We start from the raw sequence: 20,810 nt of genomic DNA, 5'->3' as shown, positions 1-20,810 counted from the left end.
CGCACACCCCCCAGTCGGCGGCGCCCACCCCCCAGCCGCGCCCGTGGTAGTATACCACCACCCCCCCCCCCCCCACCCCCCCCCCCCCCCCCCCCCCCCCCCCCCCCCCCCCCCCCCCCCCGGGACGGGGCCCCCGCGGGCGCCGGTGAGGACCCTCACCGGCGCCCGCGGCCGCGCCGCCCGGCGGCGCGGAGCCGTTTTGACCGTCAGAAACGCGGCGGGTAGGCTCGTGTGCGCTTGACACGAGAGTGCCCGCGACCAGGTGACAGGACGTCGCCTCCCCGGGCCCTCGCACGGACGACACGCCCGACCTCGTGGGTCGGCGGGGTGTCGAGCGCCGGCCCAGGACGGGCGGCGCGGCCGGGGACGACCCGGTGAACCACCGAGCCGACACGCCAGATCGAGAAAGAACACGGAGACAGGGTGCCCACCATCCAGCAGCTGGTCCGCAAGGGCCGGGAGGACAAGGTCGTCAAGACCAAGACGCCCGCGCTCAAGGGCAGCCCGCAGCGACGCGGCGTGTGCACCCGCGTCTACACGACCACGCCCAAGAAGCCCAACTCCGCGCTGCGCAAGGTGGCGCGCGTGAAGCTCACCAGCGGCATCGAGGTCACCGCCTACATCCCGGGCGTCGGCCACAACCTCCAGGAGCACTCGATGGTCCTGGTCCGCGGCGGTCGCGTGAAGGACCTGCCCGGTGTCCGCTACAAGATCGTCCGCGGTTCGCTCGACACGCAGGGCGTGAAGAACCGCAAGCAGGCCCGCAGCCGCTACGGCGCGAAGAAGGAGAAGAGCTGATGCCGCGCAAGGGTCCCGCTCCCAAGCGTCCCCTGGTCGTCGACCCCGTCTACCAGTCGCCGCTGGTGACGCAGCTCGTCAACAAGATCCTGCTCGACGGCAAGAAGTCCGTCGCCGAGAACATCGTGTACGGCGCGCTCGAGGGCGCCCGCACGAAGACCGGCAACGACCCCGTCGTGATCCTCAAGCGCGCGCTGGACAACGTGAAGCCGGCGCTCGAGGTCCGCTCCCGCCGCGTCGGCGGCTCGACCTACCAGGTGCCGATCGAGGTGCGCCCGAGCCGCTCGACCACGCTCGCGCTGCGCTGGCTCGTCGGCTACGCCCGGCAGCGCCGCGAGAAGACGATGACCGAGCGCCTGCTCAACGAGATCCTCGACGCCTCCAACGGCCTGGGTGCCGCGGTGAAGCGCCGCGAGGACACCCACAAGATGGCCGAGTCGAACCGGGCCTTCGCGCACTACCGCTGGTGATCCCAGCGGCACCTCGCCGACGCACCCCCTCGATCCCAGGGAAGAGGCAGTAAACCGTGGCACAGGACGTGCTGACGGACCTGACCAAGGTCCGCAACATCGGCATCATGGCCCACATCGACGCCGGCAAGACCACGACGACCGAGCGGATCCTCTTCTACACGGGGATCAACTACAAGATCGGCGAGGTCCACGACGGCGCGGCGACGATGGACTGGATGGAGCAGGAGCAGGAGCGGGGGATCACCATCACCTCCGCCGCCACCACCTGCTTCTGGGAGGGCACCCAGATCAACATCATCGACACGCCCGGCCACGTCGACTTCACGGTCGAGGTCGAGCGGTCGCTGCGCGTCCTCGACGGCGCGGTCGCCGTCTTCGACGGCAAGGAGGGTGTCGAGCCCCAGTCCGAGACGGTGTGGCGGCAGGCGGACAAGTACGACGTCCCCCGCATCTGCTTCGTCAACAAGATGGACAAGCTCGGCGCGGACTTCTTCTTCACCGTCCGCACCATCGTCGACCGCCTCGGCGCCGAGCCGCTGGTCATGCAGATCCCCATCGGCTCGGAGAACGACTTCCAGGGCGTCGTGGACCTCGTCTACATGCGCGCCCTGACCTGGAGCGCGGACGCGGCCAAGGGCGAGGCCTACGAGAAGGGCCCGATCCCGGCCGAGCTGCAGGAGCAGGCCGAGGAGTACCGCCAGAAGCTCGTGGAGCGCGTCGCCGAGACCGACGAGGCGCTGCTGGAGAAGTACCTGGGCGGCGAGGACCTGACCCCCGAGGAGATCAAGGCCGGCGTCCGCCAGCTGACGATCAACAGCGAGGTCTACCCGGTCTTCTGCGGCTCCGCGTTCAAGAACAAGGGCGTGCAGCCCATGCTCGACGCGGTGCTGGACTACCTGCCCTCGCCGCTGGACGTGAAGCCCATGGTCGGCCACAAGGTCGGCGACGAGTCGGTGGAGATCATCCGCCACTCCGACGCCGACGAGCCGTTCTCGGGCCTGGCCTTCAAGGTCGCCGCGCACCCGTTCTTCGGGAAGCTGACCTACGTCCGCGTGTACTCCGGGCGCATCGCCGCCGGCTCGCAGGTCGTCAACTCGACCAAGGGCAAGAAGGAGCGCATCGGGAAGCTCTTCCAGATGCACTCCAACAAGGAGAACCCGGTCGAGGAGGCCCGCGCGGGCCACATCTACGCGATGATCGGCCTCAAGGAGACGACGACCGGCGACACGCTGTCGGACCCGCAGGACCAGGTGGTCCTGGAGTCGATGACGTTCCCCGAGCCCGTCATCTCCGTGGCGATCGAGCCGAAGACCAAGGGCGACCAGGAGAAGCTGGGCACCGCGATCCAGCGCCTGGCCGAGGAGGACCCGACCTTCCAGGTCGAGCTGGACCAGGAGACGGGCCAGACGATCATCAAGGGGATGGGCGAGCTCCACCTCGACATCCTCGTCGACCGCATGAAGCGCGAGTTCAAGGTCGAGGCGAACGTCGGCAAGCCGCAGGTCGCCTACCGCGAGACCATCCGCCGCGCGGTCGAGAAGATGGACTACACCCACAAGAAGCAGACGGGTGGCTCGGGCCAGTACGCGAAGGTGCAGGTGACCATCGCGCCGCTGGACACCTCCGACGGCCAGTTCTACGAGTTCGAGAACAAGGTCACCGGTGGGCGCGTCCCGCGCGAGTACATCCCGTCGGTGGACGCGGGCATCCAGGACGCCATGCAGCTGGGCGTCGTGGCCGGCTACCCGCTGGTCGGCGTGAAGGCCACCCTGCTCGACGGTGCGGCGCACGACGTCGACTCCTCCGAGATGGCCTTCAAGATCGCCGGCTCGATGGTCCTCAAGGAGGCCGTCAAGCGCGCGGACCCGGTCCTGCTCGAGCCGGTCATGGCCGTCGAGGTGCGCACGCCCGCCGACTACATGGGCGACGTGATCGGCGACCTGAACTCCCGCCGCGGTCAGATCGAGTCCATGGAGGACGTCAGCGGCGCCAAGGTCGTCAAGGCCAGCGTCCCGCTGTCGGAGATGTTCGGCTACGTCGGCGACCTCCGGTCCAAGACCCAGGGTCGCGCCGTCTACACGATGCAGTTCGCCAACTACGCGGAGGTCCCGCGGAACGTGGCGGACGAGATCGTCAAGAAGGTGCGCGGGGAGTAAGCCCGCTGCGGCCGTCCCGGGGGCCACGCGCCCCCGGGACAGACGAACCCCGGGTCACCACACTGGTGGGCCGGACACCCACCCACCCGACCCACCGGGTCGGGGCAGAAGCGACAGTCCCGAGGAGGACCCCCAGTGGCGAAGGCGAAGTTCGAGCGGACTAAGCCGCACGTCAACATCGGCACGATCGGTCACATCGACCACGGGAAGACGACGCTGACGGCGGCGATCACCCGCGTGCTGCACGACAAGTTCCCGGACCTGAACAAGGCCTCGGCGTTCGACCAGATCGACAAGGCTCCCGAGGAGCGTCAGCGCGGCATCACGATCTCGATCGCGCACGTCGAGTACCAGACCGAGGCGCGCCACTACGCGCACGTCGACTGCCCGGGTCACGCGGACTACATCAAGAACATGATCACCGGTGCGGCGCAGATGGACGGCGCCATCCTGGTGGTCGCCGCCACCGACGGCCCGATGCCGCAGACCAAGGAGCACGTCATCCTGGCCCGCCAGGTCGGCGTCCCCTACATCGTCGTCGCCCTGAACAAGGCCGACATGGTGGAGGACGAGGAGCTCCTCGAGCTCGTCGAGATGGAGGTGCGCGAGCTCCTCTCGTCCTACGAGTTCCCGGGCGACGACGTGCCGGTCGTGCGCGTCTCCGCGCTCAAGGCCCTCGAGGGCGACGCCGAGTGGGGCGACAAGCTCATGGAGCTCATGGACGCGGTCGACACCGCGATCCCCGAGCCCCAGCGCGCGATCGACCAGCCCTTCCTGATGCCGATCGAGGACGTCTTCACGATCACCGGCCGCGGCACCGTCGTGACCGGCCGCATCGAGCGCGGTGTCCTGAACGTCAACCAGGAGGTCGAGGTCGTCGGCATCCGCCCGGCGTCCACCAAGACCACCGTGACCAGCATCGAGATGTTCAACAAGATGCTGGACACCGGCCAGGCCGGCGACAACGCCGCCCTGCTGCTGCGCGGTCTCAAGCGCGACGACGTCGAGCGCGGTCAGGTCGTGACCAAGCCCGGCTCGATCACGCCGCACACCGAGTTCGAGGGCCAGGCGTACATCCTGTCCAAGGACGAGGGTGGCCGTCACACGCCGTTCTACAACAACTACCGTCCGCAGTTCTACTTCCGGACGACCGACGTCACGGGCGTCGTCTCGCTGCCCGAGGGCACCGAGATGGTCATGCCCGGTGACAACACCGAGATGAAGGTCGACCTCATCCAGCCCATCGCGATGGAAGAGGGCCTGAAGTTCGCGATCCGCGAGGGTGGCCGCACCGTCGGCGCCGGTCGGGTCACGAAGATCATCAAGTGAGCCGTGCCGGCGGGGGAGCGTCCAGCTCCCCCGCCGGACCGCTCGGCGCTGCGGGGCGGGTCCTGACCGGGACCCGCCCCGCCGTCGTGCGGGGCCACCCCGCGCGCGGCGGGGGAGCGGTCCGGCGGCCGCGGTGCCGCCCGGGCCCGATTGGACCGGTGGCCGTGCTGTCTGGCAGACTGTCGGGGTTGCTGTGCCGCCGCGGGTCCTTCCCGCCTGGTAGCCGGCGACCGCGAACGTCGAACGACACCGGCGCTGACCGCCCGGGGCGGGCGGCGGACGGTCTACCTGAACAGGACGACAGTCGTGGCACGCCACGGCGAGACCACACCGGGCAGCCGGGTGAGGGTGCAGAACGTGCGAGAGCGCGACACGCCCGACCTCGGGGGTCGGGGCCGCAGGGCCCCGCGCCGCGCGCGAGTCAGTAGCGGGACGAAGAGAGAGAGTCAGACGACGCCATGGCGGGACAGAAGATCCGCATCAGGCTCAAGGCCTACGACCACGAGGTCATCGACAGCTCGGCGCGCAAGATCGTCGACACGGTGACCCGGACGGGCGCTTCGGTGGCCGGGCCCGTGCCGCTGCCGACCGAGAAGAACGTCTACTGCGTCATCCGCTCGCCGCACAAGTACAAGGACAGCCGCGAGCACTTCGAGATGCGCACCCACAAGCGCCTCATCGACATCATCGACCCGACGCCGAAGACGGTCGACTCGCTCATGCGCCTCGACCTGCCGGCGGGCGTCGACATCGAGATCAAGCTCTGAGGGACTCAACGACGATGAGCGACAGGCAAGTGCGAGGGGTGCTCGGCACCAAGCTCGGCATGACGCAGCTGTGGGACGAGGCGAACCGCCTCGTGCCCGTGACGGTCGTCAAGGTCGAGCCCAACGTCGTGACCCAGGTCCGCACCACGGACGCCGACGGCTACGAGGCCGTCCAGATCGCCACCACGGCGATCGCCGCCCGCAAGGCCAACAAGCCCGCGGCCGGCCACTTCGCGAAGGCCGGCGTGGCGCCGCGCCGCCACCTGGTGGAGCTGCGCACCACCGACGCGGCCGAGTACTCGCTCGGCCAGGAGGTCACCGCCGAGGTGTTCGACTCCGGCGTCGTGGTCGACGTCGTGGGCACCACCAAGGGCAAGGGCACCGCCGGTGTCATGAAGCGCCACGGCTTCGCCGGTGTCGGCGCCTCCCACGGCGCCCACCGCAACCACCGCAAGCCCGGTTCGATCGGCGGCTGCGCCACCCCGGGCCGCGTCTTCAAGGGCATGCGGATGGCCGGGCGCATGGGCGCCGTGCGCCAGACGACCCAGAACCTGACGGTCCACGCGGTCGACGCGGAGAAGGGCCTGCTGCTCATCACGGGCGCCGTCCCCGGCCCCCGCGGTGCCGTGGTCCTCGTCAAGAGCGCCGCCAAGGCGCGCGTGAAGGAGGCCTGAGATGACTGCGACGACGGAAGCCGCCCAGGCGATCACCGTCCCGCTGCGCACGGCCGACGGTGGCACCAACGGGACCGTCGAGCTGCCGGCGAAGGACTTCGGCCGCCAGGTCAACATCCCGCTGATCCACCAGGTCGTGACCGCGCAGCTGGCCGCGGCCCGCCAGGGCACGCACGCCACCAAGACCCGCGGCGACGTCCGCGGTGGTGGCAAGAAGCCCTACAAGCAGAAGGGCACCGGCCGCGCCCGCCAGGGCTCGCTGCGCGCCCCGCAGTTCACCGGCGGTGGCACGGTCCACGGCCCGCAGCCGCGGGACTACTCGCAGCGGACGCCCAAGAAGATGAAGGCGGCCGCGCTGCGCGGTGCGCTCTCCGACCGCGTGCGCCACGACCGCCTGCACGTGGTCGAGGGCCTCGTCGGCGGGGACGCCCCCTCGACGAAGACCGCCGTGAAGCTGCTGCAGGCGCTCTCGGGCCGCAAGAACGTCCTCGTGGTGCTCACCCGCGCCGACGAGGTCTCGGTGAAGAGCCTGCGCAACATCGCCGGCGTGCACGTCCTGCCGGCGGACCAGCTCAACACCTACGACGTCCTGAAGTCCGACGACGTCGTGTTCACCCGCGACGCGCTGGACGCGTTCGTCGCCGGCCCGCCCACGGGCCGCAGCGCCACCGCGGTGGCCGCTGAGTCCGAAGGGAGCACCCTGTGAGCGCCATCGGCGGAACCCGCAAGGACCCGCGCGACATCCTCATCGCGCCCGTCGTCTCCGAGAAGAGCTACGGGCTCATCGACGAGGGCAAGTACACGTTCGTCGTGGACCCGGGCGCGAACAAGACCGAGATCAAGATCGCCGTGGAGAAGGTCTTCGGCGTGAAGGTGGCGTCGGTCAACACCGCGAACCGGCAGGGCAAGGCCCGCCGCACGCGGACCGGCACCGGCCGCCGCAAGGACACCAAGCGGGCCATCGTGACGTTGCGCGAGGGCACGATCGACATCTTCGGCGGCTCGGTCGCCTGAGCCCCCGGGCTCGCACGACTGCCGTAGAAACCTTCGAACCCGAGGAACGACGCCATGGGAATCCGCAAGTACAAGCCGACGACGCCGGGCCGCCGCGGCTCGTCCGTCGCCGACTTCGTCGAGATCACGCGGAGCGAGCCGGAGAAGTCGCTCGTCCGCCCCTTGACCAAGACCGGTGGCCGCAACGCCTCCGGCCGCATCACCACCCGCCACATCGGCGGGGGCCACAAGCGCGCCTACCGCGTCATCGACTTCCGTCGTGACGACAAGGACGGCGTGCCCGCCAAGGTCGCGCACATCGAGTACGACCCCAACCGCACGGCGCGCATCGCGCTGCTGCACTACGCCGACGGCGAGAAGCGCTACATCATCGCGCCGACCCGCCTGAAGCAGGGCGACCGGATCGAGAACGGCCCCACGGCCGACATCAAGCCGGGCAACAACCTGCCGCTGCGCAACATCCCCGTCGGCACCGTGATCCACGCGATCGAGCTCCGCCCCGGCGGCGGCGCGAAGATCGCCCGCTCCGCCGGCGCGAGCGTCCAGCTCGTGGCGCGTGAGGGCCGCTTCGCCCAGCTGCGCATGCCGTCGGGCGAGATCCGCAACGTCGACGTCCGCTGCCGCGCGAGCATCGGCGAGGTCGGCAACGCGGAGCAGTCGAACATCAACTGGGGCAAGGCCGGCCGCATGCGCTGGAAGGGCCGTCGTCCCACCGTCCGCGGTGTCGCCATGAACCCGATCGACCACCCGCACGGCGGTGGTGAGGGCAAGACCTCCGGCGGCCGTCACCCGGTCAGCCCGTGGGGCCAGGCCGAGGGTCGCACGCGCCGCCCGGGCAAGGAGAGCGACAAGCTCATCGTCCGTCGCCGCCGCACCGGCAAGAAGCGCTGACAGGAGACCGGCCACCCATGCCTCGCAGCTTGAAGAAGGGTCCCTTCGTCGACGACCACCTCCAGAAGAAGGTGGACGCCCAGAACGAAGCGGGCACGCACAACGTCATCCGGACCTGGTCCCGCCGTTCGCTCATCACGCCGGACTTCCTGGGCCACACGTTCGCGGTGCACGACGGTCGCAAGCACGTCCCCGTCTTCGTGACGGAGTCGATGGTCGGGCACAAGCTCGGCGAGTTCGCGCCCACGCGGACGTTCCGCGGCCACGAGAAGGACGACCGCAAGGGCCGTCGCCGCTGACCCTCCGGGTCCGCGACACGAACAGCAGTCACCGAGACTGAGACCAGAAGGCAGGACAGGGATGGAAGCCAAGGCGCAGACGCGGTACCTCCGCGTCACGCCCCAGAAGGCGCGCCGAGTCGTCGACATGGTCCGGGGCAAGCAGGCCACCGAAGCCGTCGCCGTGCTCACGTTCGCCCCGCAGTCGGCGGCCGAGCCGGTGCGCAAGCTCGTCGAGAGCGCGATCGCCAACGCGCGCTTCCTCGCCGACAAGCACTCGGAGGCGTTCGACCCGGACACGCTCGTCGTCCAGGCGATCCACGTCGACGAGGGCCCGACGATGAAGCGGTTCCGTCCCCGCGCCCAGGGCCGCGCGGGACGCATCCTGAAGCGCACGAGCCACATCACCGTGGTCGTCGCGCCGAAGGTTCCCGGCGCCAAGAAGACGAGGAGGACCCGATAGTGGGACAGAAGGTCAACCCGCACGGGTTCCGACTGGGCATCACCACCGACCACAAGAGCCGCTGGTTCGCGGACTCCACCAAGACGGGTCAGCGCTACGCCGACTACGTCAAGGAGGACGTCGCGATCCGCCGCCTCCTGTCCAAGGGCATGGAGCGCGCCGGCATCTCGAAGGTGGAGATCGAGCGCACCCGCGACCGCGTGCGCGTCGACATCCACACCGCCCGGCCGGGCATCGTCATCGGCCGCCGCGGCGCGGAGGCCGACCGCCTGCGCGGCGAGCTGGAGAAGCTCACGGGCAAGCAGGTGCAGCTGAACATCCTCGAGGTCAAGAACCCCGAGGTCGACGCGCAGCTGGTGGCCCAGGGCATCGCCGAGCAGCTCGCGAGCCGCGTGTCCTTCCGGCGCGCCATGCGCAAGGGCATGCAGACCTCGCTGCGCTCGGGCGCCAAGGGCATCCGCGTCAACTGCGCCGGCCGCCTGGGCGGCGCCGAGATGAGCCGGTCGGAGTTCTACCGCGAGGGCCGTGTGCCGCTGCACACGCTGCGCGCGAACATCGACTACGGCTTCTACGAGGCCCGCACCACGTTCGGCCGCATCGGCGTGAAGGTGTGGATCTACCACGGTGACGTGACCAGCCGCGAGCTGGCCCAGTCGCAGGCCGCGGCTCCGCGCGCCCCCCGTCGCGGGGAGCGCGGCGAGCGCGGTGAGCGCGGCGGGCGTCGCCGTCCGACGCAGGAGACCGCCAGCGCTCCCGTGGCCGAGGCCGCGGCGGGTGCCGGCGCGCCGACCGGCGAGGCCGCCCAGCAGCCCGCCACCGGCAAGGGCACCAACGGAACGGAGGCCTGACCCGTGCTGATCCCACGCCGAGTCAAGCACCGCAAGCAGCACCACCCCACGCGCCGCGGCGCGGCCACCGGCGGCACCCGGGTCACCTTCGGTGAGTACGGGATCATGGCCGTCGAGGGCGGGTACATCACGAACCGGCAGATCGAGTCGGCTCGTATCGCCATCACCCGGCACATCCGTCGTGGCGGCAAGGTCTGGATCAACATCTACCCGGACCGTCCGCTGACGAAGAAGCCGGCCGAGACCCGCATGGGTTCCGGCAAGGGCTCGCCCGAGTGGTGGATCGCGAACGTCAAGCCCGGGCGCGTGATGTTCGAGCTGTCGTTCCCCAACGAGAAGGTGGCTTCGGAGGCGCTGACCCGCGCCATCCACAAGCTGCCCGTCAAGTGCAAGATCGTGCGCCGCGAGGGTGGTGAGTGATGGCCGTCGGGACGAAGGGCCTGAGCGCCGACGAGCTGCGCGGGTTCGACGACGCCAAGCTGGTCGAGGAGCTGCGGAAGGCCAAGGAGGAGCTGTTCAACCTCCGCTTCCAGTCCGCGACCGGGCAGCTGGAGAACAACAGCCGGCTGAAGGCGGTCAAGCGGGACATCTCCCGCATCTACACGACGATGCGCGAGCGCGAGCTCGGCATCAGCGACGCGCCGACCAGCGAGGAGGTCGCCCAGTGAGCGAGCAGAGCGCCACGAGCGCGACGCCGGCGACGGAGCGCGGCTACCGCAAGACCCGCCGCGGCTACGTCGTCAGCGACAAGATGCAGAAGACCGTGGTGGTCGAGGTCGAGGACCGCGTCAAGCACGCGCTCTACGGCAAGGTCATCCGCCGCACCACCAAGGTGAAGGCGCACGACGAGGCCTCCTCGGCCGGTGTGGGCGACCTCGTCCTCATCGCCGAGACCCGGCCGCTGTCCGCCACCAAGCGCTGGCGCGTCGTCGAGGTCCTCGAGCGCGCCAAGTGACCTCGGGCGGAGCGCCCCGCGCGCACCGCCCCCCGTACCCCATGTCCGTTCGGCCAGGCTCGGCGCCCCTCGCGGGGCGCCGAGAACCGGCGCGACGAAGGAGTAGAGAGTGATCCAGCAGGAGTCGCGGCTCAAGGTCGCCGACAACACGGGTGCCAAGGAGATCCTGTGCATCCGCGTGCTCGGCGGTTCCGGCCGCCGCTACGCGGGCATCGGTGACGTGATCGTGGCCACGGTCAAGGACGCGATCCCCGGTGGCAACGTGAAGAAGGGCGACGTGGTCAAGGCCGTGATCGTCCGCACCAAGAAGGAGCGTCGCCGCGCCGACGGTTCCTACATCCGCTTCGACGAGAACGCCGCCGTGATCCTCCGCGCCGACGGCGGCGACCCGCGCGGGACCCGCATCTTCGGGCCCGTCGGTCGCGAGCTGCGCGAGAAGAAGTTCATGAGGATCATCTCGCTGGCTCCGGAGGTGCTCTGACCATGGGGAAGATCCGCATCAAGAAGGGTGACCTGGTCCAGGTCATCACCCGCGTGCGCGGTCGCCGCAACGACGACGGCACCAAGACGTCCGACCTCGGCAAGCAGGGCAAGGTCCTGGAGGTCTTCGCCGACACGCAGCGCGTGCTGGTCGAGGGCGTCAACCAGATGAAGCGGCACACCAAGGCCCGCCCCGGCGTGGCCGGCGGCATCGAGGTCCGCGAGGCCCCGATCCACATCAGCAACGTGCAGCTGGTGGACCCGGAGACGGGCAAGCCGACCCGCGTGGGCATCCGCACCGAGCAGGTGGAGCGCGACGGGCGCACGAAGACCAAGCGCATCCGCGTCGCCAAGCGCTCCGGCAAGGACATCTGATGACTGTTGAGACCCAGACCCGCGCCCTTCCCCGCCTGAAGCAGCGCTACCGCGACGAGATCAAGGGCCAGCTGCACGAGCAGTTCGGCTACGCCAACGTCATGCTCGTCCCCGGCCTGGTCAAGGTCGTGGTGAACATGGGTGTCGGCGAGGCCGCCCGCGACTCCAAGCTCATCGACGGCGCCGTGCGCGACCTGACCGTGATCACCGGTCAGAAGCCGCAGGTGACCCGGGCCCGCAAGTCCATCGCCCAGTTCAAGCTGCGCGAGGGCATGCCGATCGGCGCGCACACCACGCTGCGCGGCGACCGGATGTGGGAGTTCCTGGACCGCCTGGTGTCGCTCGCGCTGCCCCGGATCAGGGACTTCCGCGGTCTGTCGCCGAAGCAGTTCGACGGGAACGGCAACTACACCTTCGGCCTCACGGAGCAGTCGATGTTCCACGAGATCGACCAGGACAAGATCGACCGCGTCCGCGGCATGGACATCACGGTCGTGACGACTGCCAAGACCGACGACGAGGGCCGCGCGCTGCTCCGCGCGCTGGGCTTCCCGTTCAAGGAGAACTGACCGTGGCGAAGACCGCTCTCGTTACCAAGGCCGCGCGCAAGCCGAAGTTCGCTGTCCGCGCCTACACCCGCTGCCAGCGCTGCGGGCGCCCGCACGCGGTGTTCCGCAAGTTCGGCATCTGCCGCATCTGCCTGCGGGAGATGGCGCACCGCGGCGAGCTGCCCGGTGTGACCAAGAGCAGCTGGTGACCTCCAACATCACGACGACGCCGAAGGTCCGCACCGCGCCCCGCGGTGCGGAAACCCCGGCGAGGAAGGGCGGACGAGCCCGATGACGATGACCGATCCCATCGCGGACATGCTGACGCGTCTGCGCAACGCCAACTCGGCGTACCACGACACCGTCTCCATGCCGTACAGCAAGCTGAAGTCGCACATCGCCGAGATCCTCCAGGCTGAGGGCTACATCGCCTCGTGGACCGTCGAGGACGCCGAGGTCGGCAAGAAGCTCACGCTGAACCTCAAGTTCGGCCCCAACCGCGAGCGTGCGATCGCCGGCCTGCGCCGCGTGAGCAAGCCCGGTCTGCGGGTCTACGCGAAGTCGACGAACCTGCCCCGCGTCCTCGGTGGCCTCGGCGTGGCGATCCTGTCCACGTCCAGCGGGCTGCTGACCGACCGGCAGGCCAACAAGAAGGGCGTGGGCGGGGAAGTCCTCGCCTACGTCTGGTGAGGGAGGAGGACTCATGTCGCGCATCGGTCGACTCCCCGTCCAGGTGCCTTCGGGCGTGGACGTGACCGTGGACGGCCCCGCCGTCACGGTCAAGGGCCCCAAGGGGACCCTGTCGCACACGGTCCCGGCGCCCATCGCGGTGGAGCGCACGGACGAGGGCGCCCTGCAGGTCTCGCGCCCGGACGACGAGCGCTCGTCCCGCGCGCTGCACGGCCTGACCCGCACGCTCCTGGCCAACATGGTCGAGGGCGTCACGAACGGCTACGTGAAGCGCCTGGAGATCGTGGGCACGGGCTACCGCGTCACGGCCCGCGGCTCGGACCTCGAGTTCGCGCTCGGCTTCAGCCACCCGGTGGTCGTCAGGGCCCCGGACGGCATCACCTTCGCGGTCGAGAACCCCACCCGCTTCTCGGTGGCGGGCATCGACAAGCAGCAGGTGGGCGAGGTCGCCGCCAACATCCGCAAGCTGCGCAAGCCCGACCCGTACAAGGGCAAGGGCGTGCGCTACGCCGGCGAGCAGATCCGCCGCAAGGTCGGGAAGGCTGGTAAGTGATGGCTCTCTCCGTGCAGCGCACCCAGAAGGGCACCGCGGCCGCTCGCAAGCGCCGCCACGTCCGCGTGCGCAAGAAGGTCGTCGGCACCGCCGTGCGGCCGCGCCTGGTGGTCACCCGCTCCACGCGGCACGTCTTCGTGCAGGTCATCGACGACGCCGCTGGTCACACGCTGGTGTCGGCCTCGACCATGGAGGCCGACCTGCGCGCCAGCGGCGACGACAAGTCGGCCAAGGCCAAGGCCGTCGGCGTCCTCGTCGGCGAGCGCGCCAAGGCGGCCGGCATCGAGGCCGTGGTCTTCGACCGCGGCGGCAACCGGTACGCCGGGCGCGTGGCGGCCATCGCCGACGGCGCCCGCGAGGCGGGGCTGTCCCTGTGACGACCCGCCCCGTCATGACGACGACGATCGAGATGAGGAACGTCTGATGCCTGGACCCCAGCGCCGAGGCGCCGGCGCCGGTGCGGCCGGCGCCGGCGGTGACCGCAACGACAACCGTCGGGACCGCCGCGACGGCGGCCGCGACCAGCGCGGACGGGGTGACGCGGGCGACCGCGGCAACTTCGTCGAGCGCGTGGTGACCATCAACCGCGTGGCCAAGGTCGTCAAGGGCGGCCGCCGCTTCAGCTTCACGGCCCTCGTGGTCGTGGGCGACGGCGACGGCACCGTCGGTGTCGGCTACGGCAAGGCCAAGGAGGTGCCCGCGGCGATCGCCAAGGGCGTCGAGGAGGCCAAGAAGAACTTCTTCCGCGTGCCCCGCATCCAGGGCACCATCCCGCACCCCATCCAGGGCGAGAAGGCGGCCGGCGTGGTCATGCTGCGCCCGGCCTCCCCGGGTACCGGTGTCATCGCCGGCGGCCCGGTGCGCGCCGTGCTGGAGTGCGCGGGCGTCCACGACGTCCTGAGCAAGTCGCTCGGGTCGGACAACGCGATCAACATCGTGCAGGCGACGATCGAGGCCCTGCGCGGTCTCGAGCGTCCCGAGCAGGTCGCGGCCCGCCGCGGCCTGCCCGTGGAGGACGTCGCCCCGGCCGCGCTGCTGCGCGCCCGCGCCGCGGGGGTGAGCGCCTGATGGGCCGCTTCAAGGTGACGCAGGTCAAGTCCGCCATCGGCGGCAAGCAGAACCAGCGGGAGACGCTGCGCAGCCTCGGGCTGCGCGGCATCGGGCAGAGCGTCGTCAAGGACGACAAGCCCGAGCTCCGCGGGATGGCCAAGACCGTCGAGCACCTCGTGACGGTCGAGGAGGTTGACTGACATGGCGAACGATTCGGGCGAGCACGTCCTCAAGGTGCACCACCTGCGCCCCGCCCCGGGCGCGAAGACGGCCAAGACGCGCGTCGGCCGCGGTGAGGCCAGCAAGGGCAAGACCGCGGGCCGCGGCACCAAGGGCACCAAGGCCCGCTACTCGGTGCCCGAGGCCTTCGAGGGCGGGCAGATGCCGCTGCACATGCGGCTGCCCAAGCTCCGCGGCTTCAAGAACCCCTTCCGGGTCGAGTACCAGGTCGTCAACGTGGGGGAGCTCGCGACGCTCTTCCCCGAGGGCGGCGCGGTGACGGTCGACGACCTCGTGGCCAAGGGCGCGGTCCGCAAGGGCCACCTGGTCAAGGTCCTCGGCACCGGCGAGGTGTCCGTGCCGCTGCAGGTCAGCGCGCACAAGTTCTCCGGCTCGGCGGCCGAGAAGATCGCCGCCGCCGGCGGCTCGGCCACCACGGTCTGAGCAGGCGCACCACCGGCCTCCGGGCCCTCCGCCACGCGGCGGTAGCGACGAGTGATCGTCCGCTACCGCCGCGTGGTCGTTGTGGGGGACGGTAGGGTTCCCCCGAGGGGCGGTGACGTCCCCGCCCGGCACCACCGCACCACCGGCACCACCCGTTCGCCCCGTCCGACAGTCCCCACCCCGTCTCCCGCGCCCGTCGCGAGGAGGGCGGTGCAGGAGGTTGAAGTGCTCACCGCTCTGGGCCGCGCGTTCCGCACGCCGGACCTGCGCCGCAAGCTGCTGTTCACGCTCGGCATCATCGTGCTCGTCCGCCTCGGCTCCTTCGTGCCGACGCCCGGTGTCGACTACGCCGCCGTGCAGCAGTGCATCGCGCAGGCCGAGACGGGCAACAGCCTGCTCGGCCTCGTCAACCTCTTCTCCGGCGGCGCGCTCCTGCAGCTGTCCGTCTTCGCGCTCGGGATCATGCCGTACATCACGGCGAGCATCATCGTGCAGCTGCTGACGGTCGTGATCCCGCGCTTCGAGGAGCTGAAGAAGGAGGGGCAGGCGGGTACCTCCAAGCTCACGCAGTACACCCGCTACCTCACCATCGCCCTCGCGGTCCTGCAGTCGACGACCTACGTGTCCATCGCCCGCGACCCGGTCCGGCTCTTCCAGGTGGACTGCGCCCAGGTGGTGCCCGACCAGAGCCTGCCGACCATCGCGCTCATGGTGCTGACCATGACCGCCGGCACCGGCCTGATCATGTGGCTGGGCGAGAACATCACCGAGCGCGGCGTCGGCAACGGCATGTCGCTGCTGATCTTCACGCAGATCGCCGCCACCTTCCCCACGTCGCTGTGGGCGATCGGGCGCGAGCAGGGCTGGGTCACCTTCGCCGGCATCCTGGCCATCGGCCTGGTCGTCGTGGCCGCGGTCGTGGCCGTCGAGCAGTCCCAGCGCCGCGTGCCGGTGCAGTACGCCAAGCGGATGGTCGGCCGCCGCGTGTACGGCGGCAGCAGCACCTACATCCCGCTCAAGGTCAACATGGCCGGCGTCATCCCGATCATCTTCGCCTCGTCGCTGCTGTACCTGCCGGCGCTGGTCTCGCAGTTCGCCGCCGACCAGAACGCCGGCTGGGTGCTGTGGATCAACGAGCACTTCACGCGCGGCGACCACCCGGTCTACATGGCCGTGTACTTCCTGCTGATCATCTTCTTCGCGTTCTTCTACGTGGCGATCACGTTCAACCCGGACGAGGTCGCGGAGAACATGCGCAAGTACGGGGGCTTCATCCCCGGCGTGCGGGCGGGGCGGCCCACCGCGGAGTACCTGGACTACATCCTCACGCGCATCACGCTGCCGGGGTCGCTGTACCTTGGCCTGATCTCGTTGCTGCCGCTGATCGCGTTCGTCGCGTTCAACGCGAACCAGAACTTCCCCTTCGGGGGCACGTCGATCCTCATCATCGTCGGCGTCGGTCTGGAGACCGTGAAGCAGATCGAGTCCCAGCTCCAGCAGCGCAACTACGAAGGGTTCCTGCGATGACGCGTCTCGTGCTCCTCGGTCCCCCCGGTGCCGGCAAGGGCACCCAGGCCAAGCTCCTGTCGACCCGGCTGGGCATCCCCGCGATCTCCACCGGCGACATCTTCCGCGCCAACGTCGCGCAGGGCACCGAGCTGGGCCGCACCGCGAAGGAGTACATGGACGCGGGCCGCTACGTGCCCGACACCGTCACCAACGCGATGGTCCGCGACCGCCTGGCCGAGGGCGACGCGCAGGACGGCTTCATCCTCGACGGCTACCCGCGCACCACCGACCAGGTGCGCGAGCTGGACGACATGCTCACCGAGCGCGGCGGCAAGCTGGACGCCGTCCTGGAGATCACCGCGGACACCGACGAGCTCGTGCGCCGGCTGACCCGGCGCGCCCAGCTGGAGGGCCGCAGCGACGACACCGAGGACGTCGTGCGCACCCGCCAGGAGGTCTACCGGGAGCAGACGGCCCCGCTGGTGCAGGTCTACGCCGAGCGAGGCCTGCTGCGCAGCGTGGACGGCCTGGGGGAGGTCCCCGCCGTGACGGCCCGCCTGCTCGACGCGCTCGGGCGCACCGACGAGGTCTGAGGAGCGCTCGTGCTGGGCCGGGAGAAGATCGAGCTCAAGACGCCCGAGCAGGTGCTCGCGATGCGGAGGGCGGGGCTGCTGACGTACGCGGCCCTCAACACGACCCGCACCGCGCTGCGCCCGGGCGTCACGACCCGCGAGCTGGACGCGCTCGCCGAGGACGTCATCCGCTCCGGCGGGGGCACGCCCAACTTCCTCGGCTACCACGGCTACCCGGCCACCCTGTGCATCTCGGTCAACCACGTGGTGGTGCACGGCATCCCCGGTGACCAGGTGCTCGAGGAGGGCGACGTCGTCTCGATCGACGGCGGGTGCGTCGTGGACGGCTGGCACGGCGACTCCGCCTTCACGCAGATCGTGGGGGAGCCGCGCGAGGCCGCCGACGTCGAGCTCGTGGAGGTCACGCGGCAGGCGCTGTGGCGGGGGATCGCGGCGCTGGCCCGCCGCGGTCGCGTCGGCGACGTCGGGGACGCCGTCGAGGACGCGGTGGACGGCCGCTTCGGCATCGTGGACGGCTACACCGGCCACGGCATCGGCACCGCCATGCACATGCCGCCGGACGTCCTGAACTACCGCACGCGCGACCGCGGCCCCAAGGTCCGCACCGGCATGTGCCTGGCCGTGGAGCCCATGTGCACCCGCGGCGGGGTCGACACCGAGGTGCTGGCCGACGAGTGGACCGTGGTGACGGCCGACGGCTCGCGCGCGGCCCACTGGGAGCACACCGTCGCCGTGCTCGACGACGCGCTGTGGGTGCTCACCGCGCCCGACGGCGGGGCCGCGGAGCTCGGGCCCCTCGGGGTCACCGTCCCGCAGGAGTAGCGCCCCGCCGGCGTCCCGGGCGTCCCGGCCGCCCGCGGGCGCGCCGCGGGCGGTCGCCCGGAAGCGCTGCGACACACCCGACCTCGGGGGACGGCGGGGCCGATTTCGGATCCGGCGCGCCGTCGCGTAAGCTTGACCGTCGGTCCGCCGTGCCTCCGCCGTGCACCCGCACGTCGGTGGGGGCGGGCACGAACCCCACACATGGAAGCGGAGGCTATGCCGAAGAAGGACGGCGTCATCGAGATCGAGGGCACCGTGGTCGAAGCCCTGCCCAACGCGATGTTCCGCGTCGAGCTGAGCAACGGCCACAAGGTCCTGGCGCACATCTCCGGGAAGATGCGCCAGCACTACATCCGGATCCTCCCCGAGGACCGGGTCGTCGTCGAGCTCAGCCCGTACGACCTGTCCCGCGGGCGCATCGTCTACCGCTACAAGTGAGCCCACTGGCCGCCGGCCGTCGACCTCCCGCGCCCGCGGGCTGTTCGCGGCCCGCACGACCGGAGACACGATGAAGGTCAAGCCGAGCGTCAAGAAGATCTGCGACAAGTGCAAGGTGATCCGCCGCCACGGCCGGGTCATGGTCATCTGCGACAACCTGCGCCACAAGCAGCGCCAGGGCTGACGCAGCACCACCCGGCCGCCGCACGGCGGCCGGACCATCGCACTACCCGCCGCACCGCTCCCGGGGCACGTCCCCGGACCGGTGCGGTGACACCCCCGGTCGGAGGCCGGGGACCCGTCTGACGAGGCCGGGGCAGGTGGTGCGGCAGACCTCCGACGAACGAGGGACACGAACCCGCATGGCACGTCTCGTCGGCGTCGACCTCCCCCGCGAGAAGCGGCTGGAGATCGCGCTCACCTACATCTTCGGCGTCGGACGCACCCGCGCCCTGGAGACCCTGACCGCCACCGGCGTCAGCCCGGACCGCCGCGTCCGCGACCTGTCCGACGACGAGCTGGTCGCGCTGCGCGACCACATCGAGGCCAACTACCGCGTCGAGGGCGACCTGCGGCGCGAGGTGGCCGCGGACATCCGCCGCAAGGTCGAGATCGGTTCCTACGAGGGCCTGCGGCACCGCCGCGGTCTGCCCGTGCGCGGTCAGCGCACGAAGACCAACGCCCGCACCCGCAAGGGCCCGAAGCGCACGGTCGCCGGCAAGAAGAAGGCCGGCCGCAAGTAAGCGCTGACGCGCCGCCCGCACCGGGCGCCGCTGCCGGGGTCACGCCCCGCCCTCGTACACCCGCCCCCTCGTCCACTGGAGTCCGGACACCATGCCTCCCAAGAGCCGTCAGGCCACGGCGACGCGCAAGCCGCGCCGCAAGGAGAAGAAGAACGTCTCCCACGGCCACGCGCACATCAAGAGCACCTTCAACAACACCATCGTCTCGATCACGGACCCGACCGGTGCCGTGATCGCGTGGGCCTCCGCCGGCCAGGTCGGCTTCAAGGGCTCGCGCAAGTCGACGCCGTTCGCCGCGCAGATGGCCGCCGAGGCCGCCGCGCGCCGTGCGCAGGAGCACGGGATGCGCAAGGTCGACGTCTTCGTCAAGGGCCCGGGCTCGGGCCGCGAGACCGCGATCCGCTCGCTGCAGGCCACCGGCCTGGAGGTCGGCGCGATCCAGGACGTCACCCCCAGCCCGCACAACGGCTGCCGGCCCCCCAAGCGCCGGCGCGTCTGACCTCCCCGGACCCAGCGCCCCCGCCCCCACGGGCGGCGGGCGCTGCGGTCCGTCCCGGTCGAACCTCACCCTCGATCGAGCCAGACCCCGTCGGTGGACCGATGCTGACGGGCGTGCGGGGCGTCATATGGCGGACGCCCGCGGGAAGGAAGACTCCGTGCTGATCGCACAGCGCCCCACCCTCACCGAGGACGTCGTCGACGAGTACCGCTCGCGCTTCGTCATCGAGCCCCTGGAGCCGGGCTTCGGCTACACCCTCGGCAACTCGCTGCGCCGGACCCTGCTGTCCTCCATCCCGGGCGCGGCCGTGACCAGCCTCCGCATCGACGGCGTGCTGCACGAGTTCACCAGCGTCCCCGGGGTCAAGGAGGACGTCACCGAGCTCGTCCTCAACGTCAAGAACCTCGTCGTCTCCTCCGAGCACGACGAGCCGGTCGTCATGTACCTGCGCAAGCAGGGCCCCGGCGCCGTGACCGCCGCCGACATCGCGCCCCCGGCCGGTGTCGAGGTGCACAACCCCGACCTGCACATCGCCACGCTCAACGGCAAGGGCAAGCTCGAGATGGAGCTGACCGTCGAGCGCGGCCGCGGCTACGTCTCCGCGGCGCAGAACAAGAGCGGCGAGCAGGAGATCGGCCGGATCCCGGTCGACTCCATCTACTCGCCCGTGCTGAAGGTGACGTACAAGGTCGAGGCCACGCGCGTGGAGCAGCGCACCGACTTCGACCGCCTCGTGGTCGACGTCGAGACCAAGCGCGCCATCACCCCGCGCGACGCCGTCGCCTCCGCCGGCAAGACGCTCACCGAGCTGTTCGGCCTGGCCCGCGAGCTCAACGTCGAGGCCGAGGGCATCGACATGGGCCCCTCGCCGACCGACGCGGCCCTGGCCGCCGACCTGGCGCTGGAGATCGAGGCGCTGGACCTGACGGTCCGCTCCTACAACTGCCTCAAGCGCGAGGGCATCCACTCCGTCGGGGAGCTCGTCTCGCGCAGCGAGGCCGACCTGCTCGACATCCGCAACTTCGGGCAGAAGTCCATCGACGAGGTGAAGGCCAAGCTCGCCGGCATGGGCCTGCACCTGAAGGACTCCCCGCCCGGGTTCGACCCGAGCGCCGTCGTCAACGACTTCGAGGAGGACGACACGTCCTTCGCCGAGGACGAGCAGCTCTGACCGTCCGCTGACCGCCGCCCGCACCAGCGG

At 70.6% G+C, this 20,810-nt stretch carries 33 protein-coding genes; all 33 read left to right on the top strand.

The genetic code is table 11. The annotated features are described in order from the left end of the window. Positions 1-423: 423 nt before the first annotated feature. The 33 genes from rpsL to AB8M62_RS16035 all read left to right on the top strand — a co-directional run bounded on the left by rpsL (position 424) and on the right by AB8M62_RS16035 (position 20,780). Positions 424-798, top strand: a complete 375-nt coding sequence (rpsL, locus tag AB8M62_RS16195) for a 30S ribosomal protein S12 (protein ID WP_012084987.1) — start codon at positions 424-426, stop codon at positions 796-798. Continuing rightward, on the top strand, positions 798-1,268 hold the full coding sequence (gene rpsG / locus AB8M62_RS16190; protein ID WP_369055806.1) for a 30S ribosomal protein S7: 471 nt from the start codon (positions 798-800) through the stop codon (positions 1,266-1,268). Before rpsL ends, rpsG begins: the two co-directional genes overlap by 1 nt. 56 nt (positions 1,269-1,324) lie before the next feature. Further along, positions 1,325-3,427, top strand: a complete 2,103-nt coding sequence (gene fusA / locus AB8M62_RS16185; protein WP_369070202.1) for an elongation factor G — start codon at positions 1,325-1,327, stop codon at positions 3,425-3,427. A 135-nt stretch (positions 3,428-3,562) separates the two neighbouring features. Beyond that, positions 3,563-4,756, top strand: a complete 1,194-nt coding sequence (tuf, locus tag AB8M62_RS16180) for an elongation factor Tu (protein ID WP_369055804.1) — start codon at positions 3,563-3,565, stop codon at positions 4,754-4,756. A 458-nt stretch (positions 4,757-5,214) separates the two neighbouring features. Next, positions 5,215-5,523: a 30S ribosomal protein S10 gene (gene rpsJ, locus AB8M62_RS16175; protein ID WP_012084982.1), complete on the top strand. Its 309-nt coding sequence runs from the start codon at positions 5,215-5,217 to the stop codon at positions 5,521-5,523. 14 nt (positions 5,524-5,537) lie between these two features. Continuing rightward, positions 5,538-6,197: a 50S ribosomal protein L3 gene (gene rplC / locus AB8M62_RS16170; protein ID WP_369055803.1), complete on the top strand. Its 660-nt coding sequence runs from the start codon at positions 5,538-5,540 to the stop codon at positions 6,195-6,197. Position 6,198: 1 nt separating this feature from the next. Then, complete coding sequence (rplD, locus tag AB8M62_RS16165) at positions 6,199-6,903, top strand: 50S ribosomal protein L4 (protein WP_369055802.1); 705 nt, start codon at positions 6,199-6,201, stop codon at positions 6,901-6,903. Next, positions 6,900-7,211: a 50S ribosomal protein L23 gene (gene rplW, locus AB8M62_RS16160; protein WP_373694974.1), complete on the top strand. Its 312-nt coding sequence runs from the start codon at positions 6,900-6,902 to the stop codon at positions 7,209-7,211. The genes rplD and rplW overlap by 4 nt, the downstream gene beginning before the upstream one ends. A gap of 54 nt (positions 7,212-7,265) precedes the next feature. Then, positions 7,266-8,102: a 50S ribosomal protein L2 gene (gene rplB, locus AB8M62_RS16155; RefSeq protein WP_369055801.1), complete on the top strand. Its 837-nt coding sequence runs from the start codon at positions 7,266-7,268 to the stop codon at positions 8,100-8,102. Between the two features lie 17 nt (positions 8,103-8,119). Beyond that, positions 8,120-8,401 (top strand): 30S ribosomal protein S19, encoded by a 282-nt coding sequence (gene rpsS / locus AB8M62_RS16150; RefSeq protein ID WP_369055800.1) that lies wholly within the window; start codon positions 8,120-8,122, stop codon positions 8,399-8,401. A 61-nt stretch (positions 8,402-8,462) separates the two neighbouring features. Next, positions 8,463-8,843 (top strand): 50S ribosomal protein L22, encoded by a 381-nt coding sequence (rplV, locus tag AB8M62_RS16145; RefSeq protein ID WP_369055799.1) that lies wholly within the window; start codon positions 8,463-8,465, stop codon positions 8,841-8,843. Further along, entirely contained in the window at positions 8,843-9,691 is an 849-nt protein-coding gene (rpsC, locus tag AB8M62_RS16140; protein ID WP_369055798.1) for a 30S ribosomal protein S3, read from the top strand. The genes rplV and rpsC overlap by 1 nt, the downstream gene beginning before the upstream one ends. A gap of 3 nt (positions 9,692-9,694) precedes the next feature. Continuing rightward, entirely contained in the window at positions 9,695-10,111 is a 417-nt protein-coding gene (rplP, locus tag AB8M62_RS16135) for a 50S ribosomal protein L16 (protein ID WP_369055797.1), read from the top strand. Next, positions 10,111-10,359 (top strand): 50S ribosomal protein L29, encoded by a 249-nt coding sequence (gene rpmC / locus AB8M62_RS16130; protein ID WP_369055796.1) that lies wholly within the window; start codon positions 10,111-10,113, stop codon positions 10,357-10,359. The genes rplP and rpmC overlap by 1 nt, the downstream gene beginning before the upstream one ends. Then, positions 10,356-10,646 carry a 30S ribosomal protein S17 gene (rpsQ, locus tag AB8M62_RS16125; protein ID WP_369055795.1) on the top strand — a complete coding sequence of 97 codons (291 nt, stop codon included), beginning with the start codon at positions 10,356-10,358 and terminating at the stop codon, positions 10,644-10,646. Before rpmC ends, rpsQ begins: the two co-directional genes overlap by 4 nt. Positions 10,647-10,755: 109 nt before the next feature. Continuing rightward, positions 10,756-11,127 carry a 50S ribosomal protein L14 gene (rplN, locus tag AB8M62_RS16120; RefSeq protein ID WP_242126750.1) on the top strand — a complete coding sequence of 124 codons (372 nt, stop codon included), beginning with the start codon at positions 10,756-10,758 and terminating at the stop codon, positions 11,125-11,127. A gap of 2 nt (positions 11,128-11,129) precedes the next feature. Continuing rightward, a complete protein-coding gene (gene rplX, locus AB8M62_RS16115; RefSeq protein ID WP_369055794.1) occupies positions 11,130-11,501 on the top strand; it encodes a 50S ribosomal protein L24 in 372 nt (123 codons plus the stop codon). Further along, a complete protein-coding gene (gene rplE / locus AB8M62_RS16110) occupies positions 11,501-12,070 on the top strand; it encodes a 50S ribosomal protein L5 (protein ID WP_369055793.1) in 570 nt (189 codons plus the stop codon). Before rplX ends, rplE begins: the two co-directional genes overlap by 1 nt. A 2-nt stretch (positions 12,071-12,072) precedes the next feature. Beyond that, positions 12,073-12,258 carry a type Z 30S ribosomal protein S14 gene (locus AB8M62_RS16105; protein WP_369055792.1) on the top strand — a complete coding sequence of 62 codons (186 nt, stop codon included), beginning with the start codon at positions 12,073-12,075 and terminating at the stop codon, positions 12,256-12,258. Between the two features lie 82 nt (positions 12,259-12,340). Next, complete coding sequence (gene rpsH / locus AB8M62_RS16100; RefSeq protein ID WP_369055791.1) at positions 12,341-12,739, top strand: 30S ribosomal protein S8; 399 nt, start codon at positions 12,341-12,343, stop codon at positions 12,737-12,739. A gap of 13 nt (positions 12,740-12,752) precedes the next feature. Next, complete coding sequence (rplF, locus tag AB8M62_RS16095; protein ID WP_369055790.1) at positions 12,753-13,292, top strand: 50S ribosomal protein L6; 540 nt, start codon at positions 12,753-12,755, stop codon at positions 13,290-13,292. Continuing rightward, positions 13,292-13,669, top strand: coding sequence for a 50S ribosomal protein L18 (gene rplR / locus AB8M62_RS16090; protein WP_369055789.1), 378 nt, complete (start codon positions 13,292-13,294; stop codon positions 13,667-13,669). The genes rplF and rplR overlap by 1 nt, the downstream gene beginning before the upstream one ends. Before the next feature lie 46 nt (positions 13,670-13,715). Further along, the gene (gene rpsE, locus AB8M62_RS16085; protein ID WP_369055788.1) at positions 13,716-14,360 is read left to right on the top strand and encodes a 30S ribosomal protein S5; all 645 of its coding nucleotides are present in this window, start codon (positions 13,716-13,718) and stop codon (positions 14,358-14,360) included. Then, positions 14,360-14,542 carry a 50S ribosomal protein L30 gene (gene rpmD / locus AB8M62_RS16080; protein ID WP_369055787.1) on the top strand — a complete coding sequence of 61 codons (183 nt, stop codon included), beginning with the start codon at positions 14,360-14,362 and terminating at the stop codon, positions 14,540-14,542. The genes rpsE and rpmD overlap by 1 nt, the downstream gene beginning before the upstream one ends. Position 14,543: 1 nt before the next feature. After that, complete coding sequence (gene rplO, locus AB8M62_RS16075) at positions 14,544-15,005, top strand: 50S ribosomal protein L15 (RefSeq protein ID WP_369070200.1); 462 nt, start codon at positions 14,544-14,546, stop codon at positions 15,003-15,005. Between the two features lie 225 nt (positions 15,006-15,230). Next, positions 15,231-16,532: a preprotein translocase subunit SecY gene (gene secY, locus AB8M62_RS16070; RefSeq protein ID WP_369055785.1), complete on the top strand. Its 1,302-nt coding sequence runs from the start codon at positions 15,231-15,233 to the stop codon at positions 16,530-16,532. Continuing rightward, positions 16,529-17,107, top strand: a complete 579-nt coding sequence (locus AB8M62_RS16065; RefSeq protein WP_369055784.1) for an adenylate kinase — start codon at positions 16,529-16,531, stop codon at positions 17,105-17,107. Before secY ends, AB8M62_RS16065 begins: the two co-directional genes overlap by 4 nt. Before the next feature lie 9 nt (positions 17,108-17,116). Then, positions 17,117-17,929, top strand: coding sequence for a type I methionyl aminopeptidase (map, locus tag AB8M62_RS16060; RefSeq protein WP_369070198.1), 813 nt, complete (start codon positions 17,117-17,119; stop codon positions 17,927-17,929). A 216-nt stretch (positions 17,930-18,145) separates the two neighbouring features. Then, positions 18,146-18,367, top strand: coding sequence for a translation initiation factor IF-1 (gene infA / locus AB8M62_RS16055; protein ID WP_166605559.1), 222 nt, complete (start codon positions 18,146-18,148; stop codon positions 18,365-18,367). A gap of 70 nt (positions 18,368-18,437) precedes the next feature. Further along, positions 18,438-18,551 carry a 50S ribosomal protein L36 gene (gene rpmJ, locus AB8M62_RS16050; protein ID WP_003956441.1) on the top strand — a complete coding sequence of 38 codons (114 nt, stop codon included), beginning with the start codon at positions 18,438-18,440 and terminating at the stop codon, positions 18,549-18,551. A 178-nt stretch (positions 18,552-18,729) separates the two neighbouring features. After that, positions 18,730-19,110: a 30S ribosomal protein S13 gene (rpsM, locus tag AB8M62_RS16045; RefSeq protein WP_369055782.1), complete on the top strand. Its 381-nt coding sequence runs from the start codon at positions 18,730-18,732 to the stop codon at positions 19,108-19,110. A 91-nt stretch (positions 19,111-19,201) separates the two neighbouring features. Then, positions 19,202-19,609 (top strand): 30S ribosomal protein S11, encoded by a 408-nt coding sequence (gene rpsK, locus AB8M62_RS16040; protein WP_369055781.1) that lies wholly within the window; start codon positions 19,202-19,204, stop codon positions 19,607-19,609. Positions 19,610-19,766: 157 nt separating this feature from the next. Continuing rightward, positions 19,767-20,780 (top strand): DNA-directed RNA polymerase subunit alpha, encoded by a 1,014-nt coding sequence (locus AB8M62_RS16035; RefSeq protein ID WP_369055780.1) that lies wholly within the window; start codon positions 19,767-19,769, stop codon positions 20,778-20,780. Positions 20,781-20,810 lie beyond the last annotated feature (30 nt).

The sequence above is a fragment of the Kineococcus terrestris genome (assembly GCF_041020755.1).
Taxonomy (GTDB): Bacteria; Actinomycetota; Actinomycetes; order Actinomycetales; family Kineococcaceae; genus Kineococcus; species Kineococcus terrestris.
Note: the sequence above shows the minus strand (reverse complement) of the source record. Positions and strands in the feature narration are given on the sequence as shown.

Bases quoted from the DNA above. Each gene is read 5' to 3' on its own strand.
- rplD (WP_369055802.1), top strand. From the start codon at position 6,199: ATGACTGCGACGACGGAAGCCGCCCAGGCGATCACCGTCCCGCTGCGC.
- rpmC (WP_369055796.1), top strand. From the start codon at position 10,111: ATGGCCGTCGGGACGAAGGGCCTGAGCGCCGACGAGCTGCGCGGGTTC.
- rplR (WP_369055789.1), top strand. From the start codon at position 13,292: ATGGCTCTCTCCGTGCAGCGCACCCAGAAGGGCACCGCGGCCGCTCGC.
- rpsH (WP_369055791.1), top strand. From the start codon at position 12,341: ATGACGATGACCGATCCCATCGCGGACATGCTGACGCGTCTGCGCAAC.
- rplE (WP_369055793.1), top strand. From the start codon at position 11,501: ATGACTGTTGAGACCCAGACCCGCGCCCTTCCCCGCCTGAAGCAGCGC.
- rplV (WP_369055799.1), top strand. From the start codon at position 8,463: ATGGAAGCCAAGGCGCAGACGCGGTACCTCCGCGTCACGCCCCAGAAG.
- AB8M62_RS16065 (WP_369055784.1), top strand. From the start codon at position 16,529: ATGACGCGTCTCGTGCTCCTCGGTCCCCCCGGTGCCGGCAAGGGCACC.
- rpmD (WP_369055787.1), top strand. From the start codon at position 14,360: ATGGGCCGCTTCAAGGTGACGCAGGTCAAGTCCGCCATCGGCGGCAAG.
- rpsS (WP_369055800.1), top strand. From the start codon at position 8,120: ATGCCTCGCAGCTTGAAGAAGGGTCCCTTCGTCGACGACCACCTCCAG.
- rpsK (WP_369055781.1), top strand. From the start codon at position 19,202: ATGCCTCCCAAGAGCCGTCAGGCCACGGCGACGCGCAAGCCGCGCCGC.
- rplB (WP_369055801.1), top strand. From the start codon at position 7,266: ATGGGAATCCGCAAGTACAAGCCGACGACGCCGGGCCGCCGCGGCTCG.
- rpmJ (WP_003956441.1), top strand. From the start codon at position 18,438: ATGAAGGTCAAGCCGAGCGTCAAGAAGATCTGCGACAAGTGCAAGGTG.
- rpsJ (WP_012084982.1), top strand. From the start codon at position 5,215: ATGGCGGGACAGAAGATCCGCATCAGGCTCAAGGCCTACGACCACGAG.
- rpsE (WP_369055788.1), top strand. From the start codon at position 13,716: ATGCCTGGACCCCAGCGCCGAGGCGCCGGCGCCGGTGCGGCCGGCGCC.
- rplX (WP_369055794.1), top strand. From the start codon at position 11,130: ATGGGGAAGATCCGCATCAAGAAGGGTGACCTGGTCCAGGTCATCACC.
- rplC (WP_369055803.1), top strand. From the start codon at position 5,538: ATGAGCGACAGGCAAGTGCGAGGGGTGCTCGGCACCAAGCTCGGCATG.
- infA (WP_166605559.1), top strand. From the start codon at position 18,146: ATGCCGAAGAAGGACGGCGTCATCGAGATCGAGGGCACCGTGGTCGAA.
- rpsG (WP_369055806.1), top strand. From the start codon at position 798: ATGCCGCGCAAGGGTCCCGCTCCCAAGCGTCCCCTGGTCGTCGACCCC.
- rpsM (WP_369055782.1), top strand. From the start codon at position 18,730: ATGGCACGTCTCGTCGGCGTCGACCTCCCCCGCGAGAAGCGGCTGGAG.
- rplF (WP_369055790.1), top strand. From the start codon at position 12,753: ATGTCGCGCATCGGTCGACTCCCCGTCCAGGTGCCTTCGGGCGTGGAC.
- rplO (WP_369070200.1), top strand. From the start codon at position 14,544: ATGGCGAACGATTCGGGCGAGCACGTCCTCAAGGTGCACCACCTGCGC.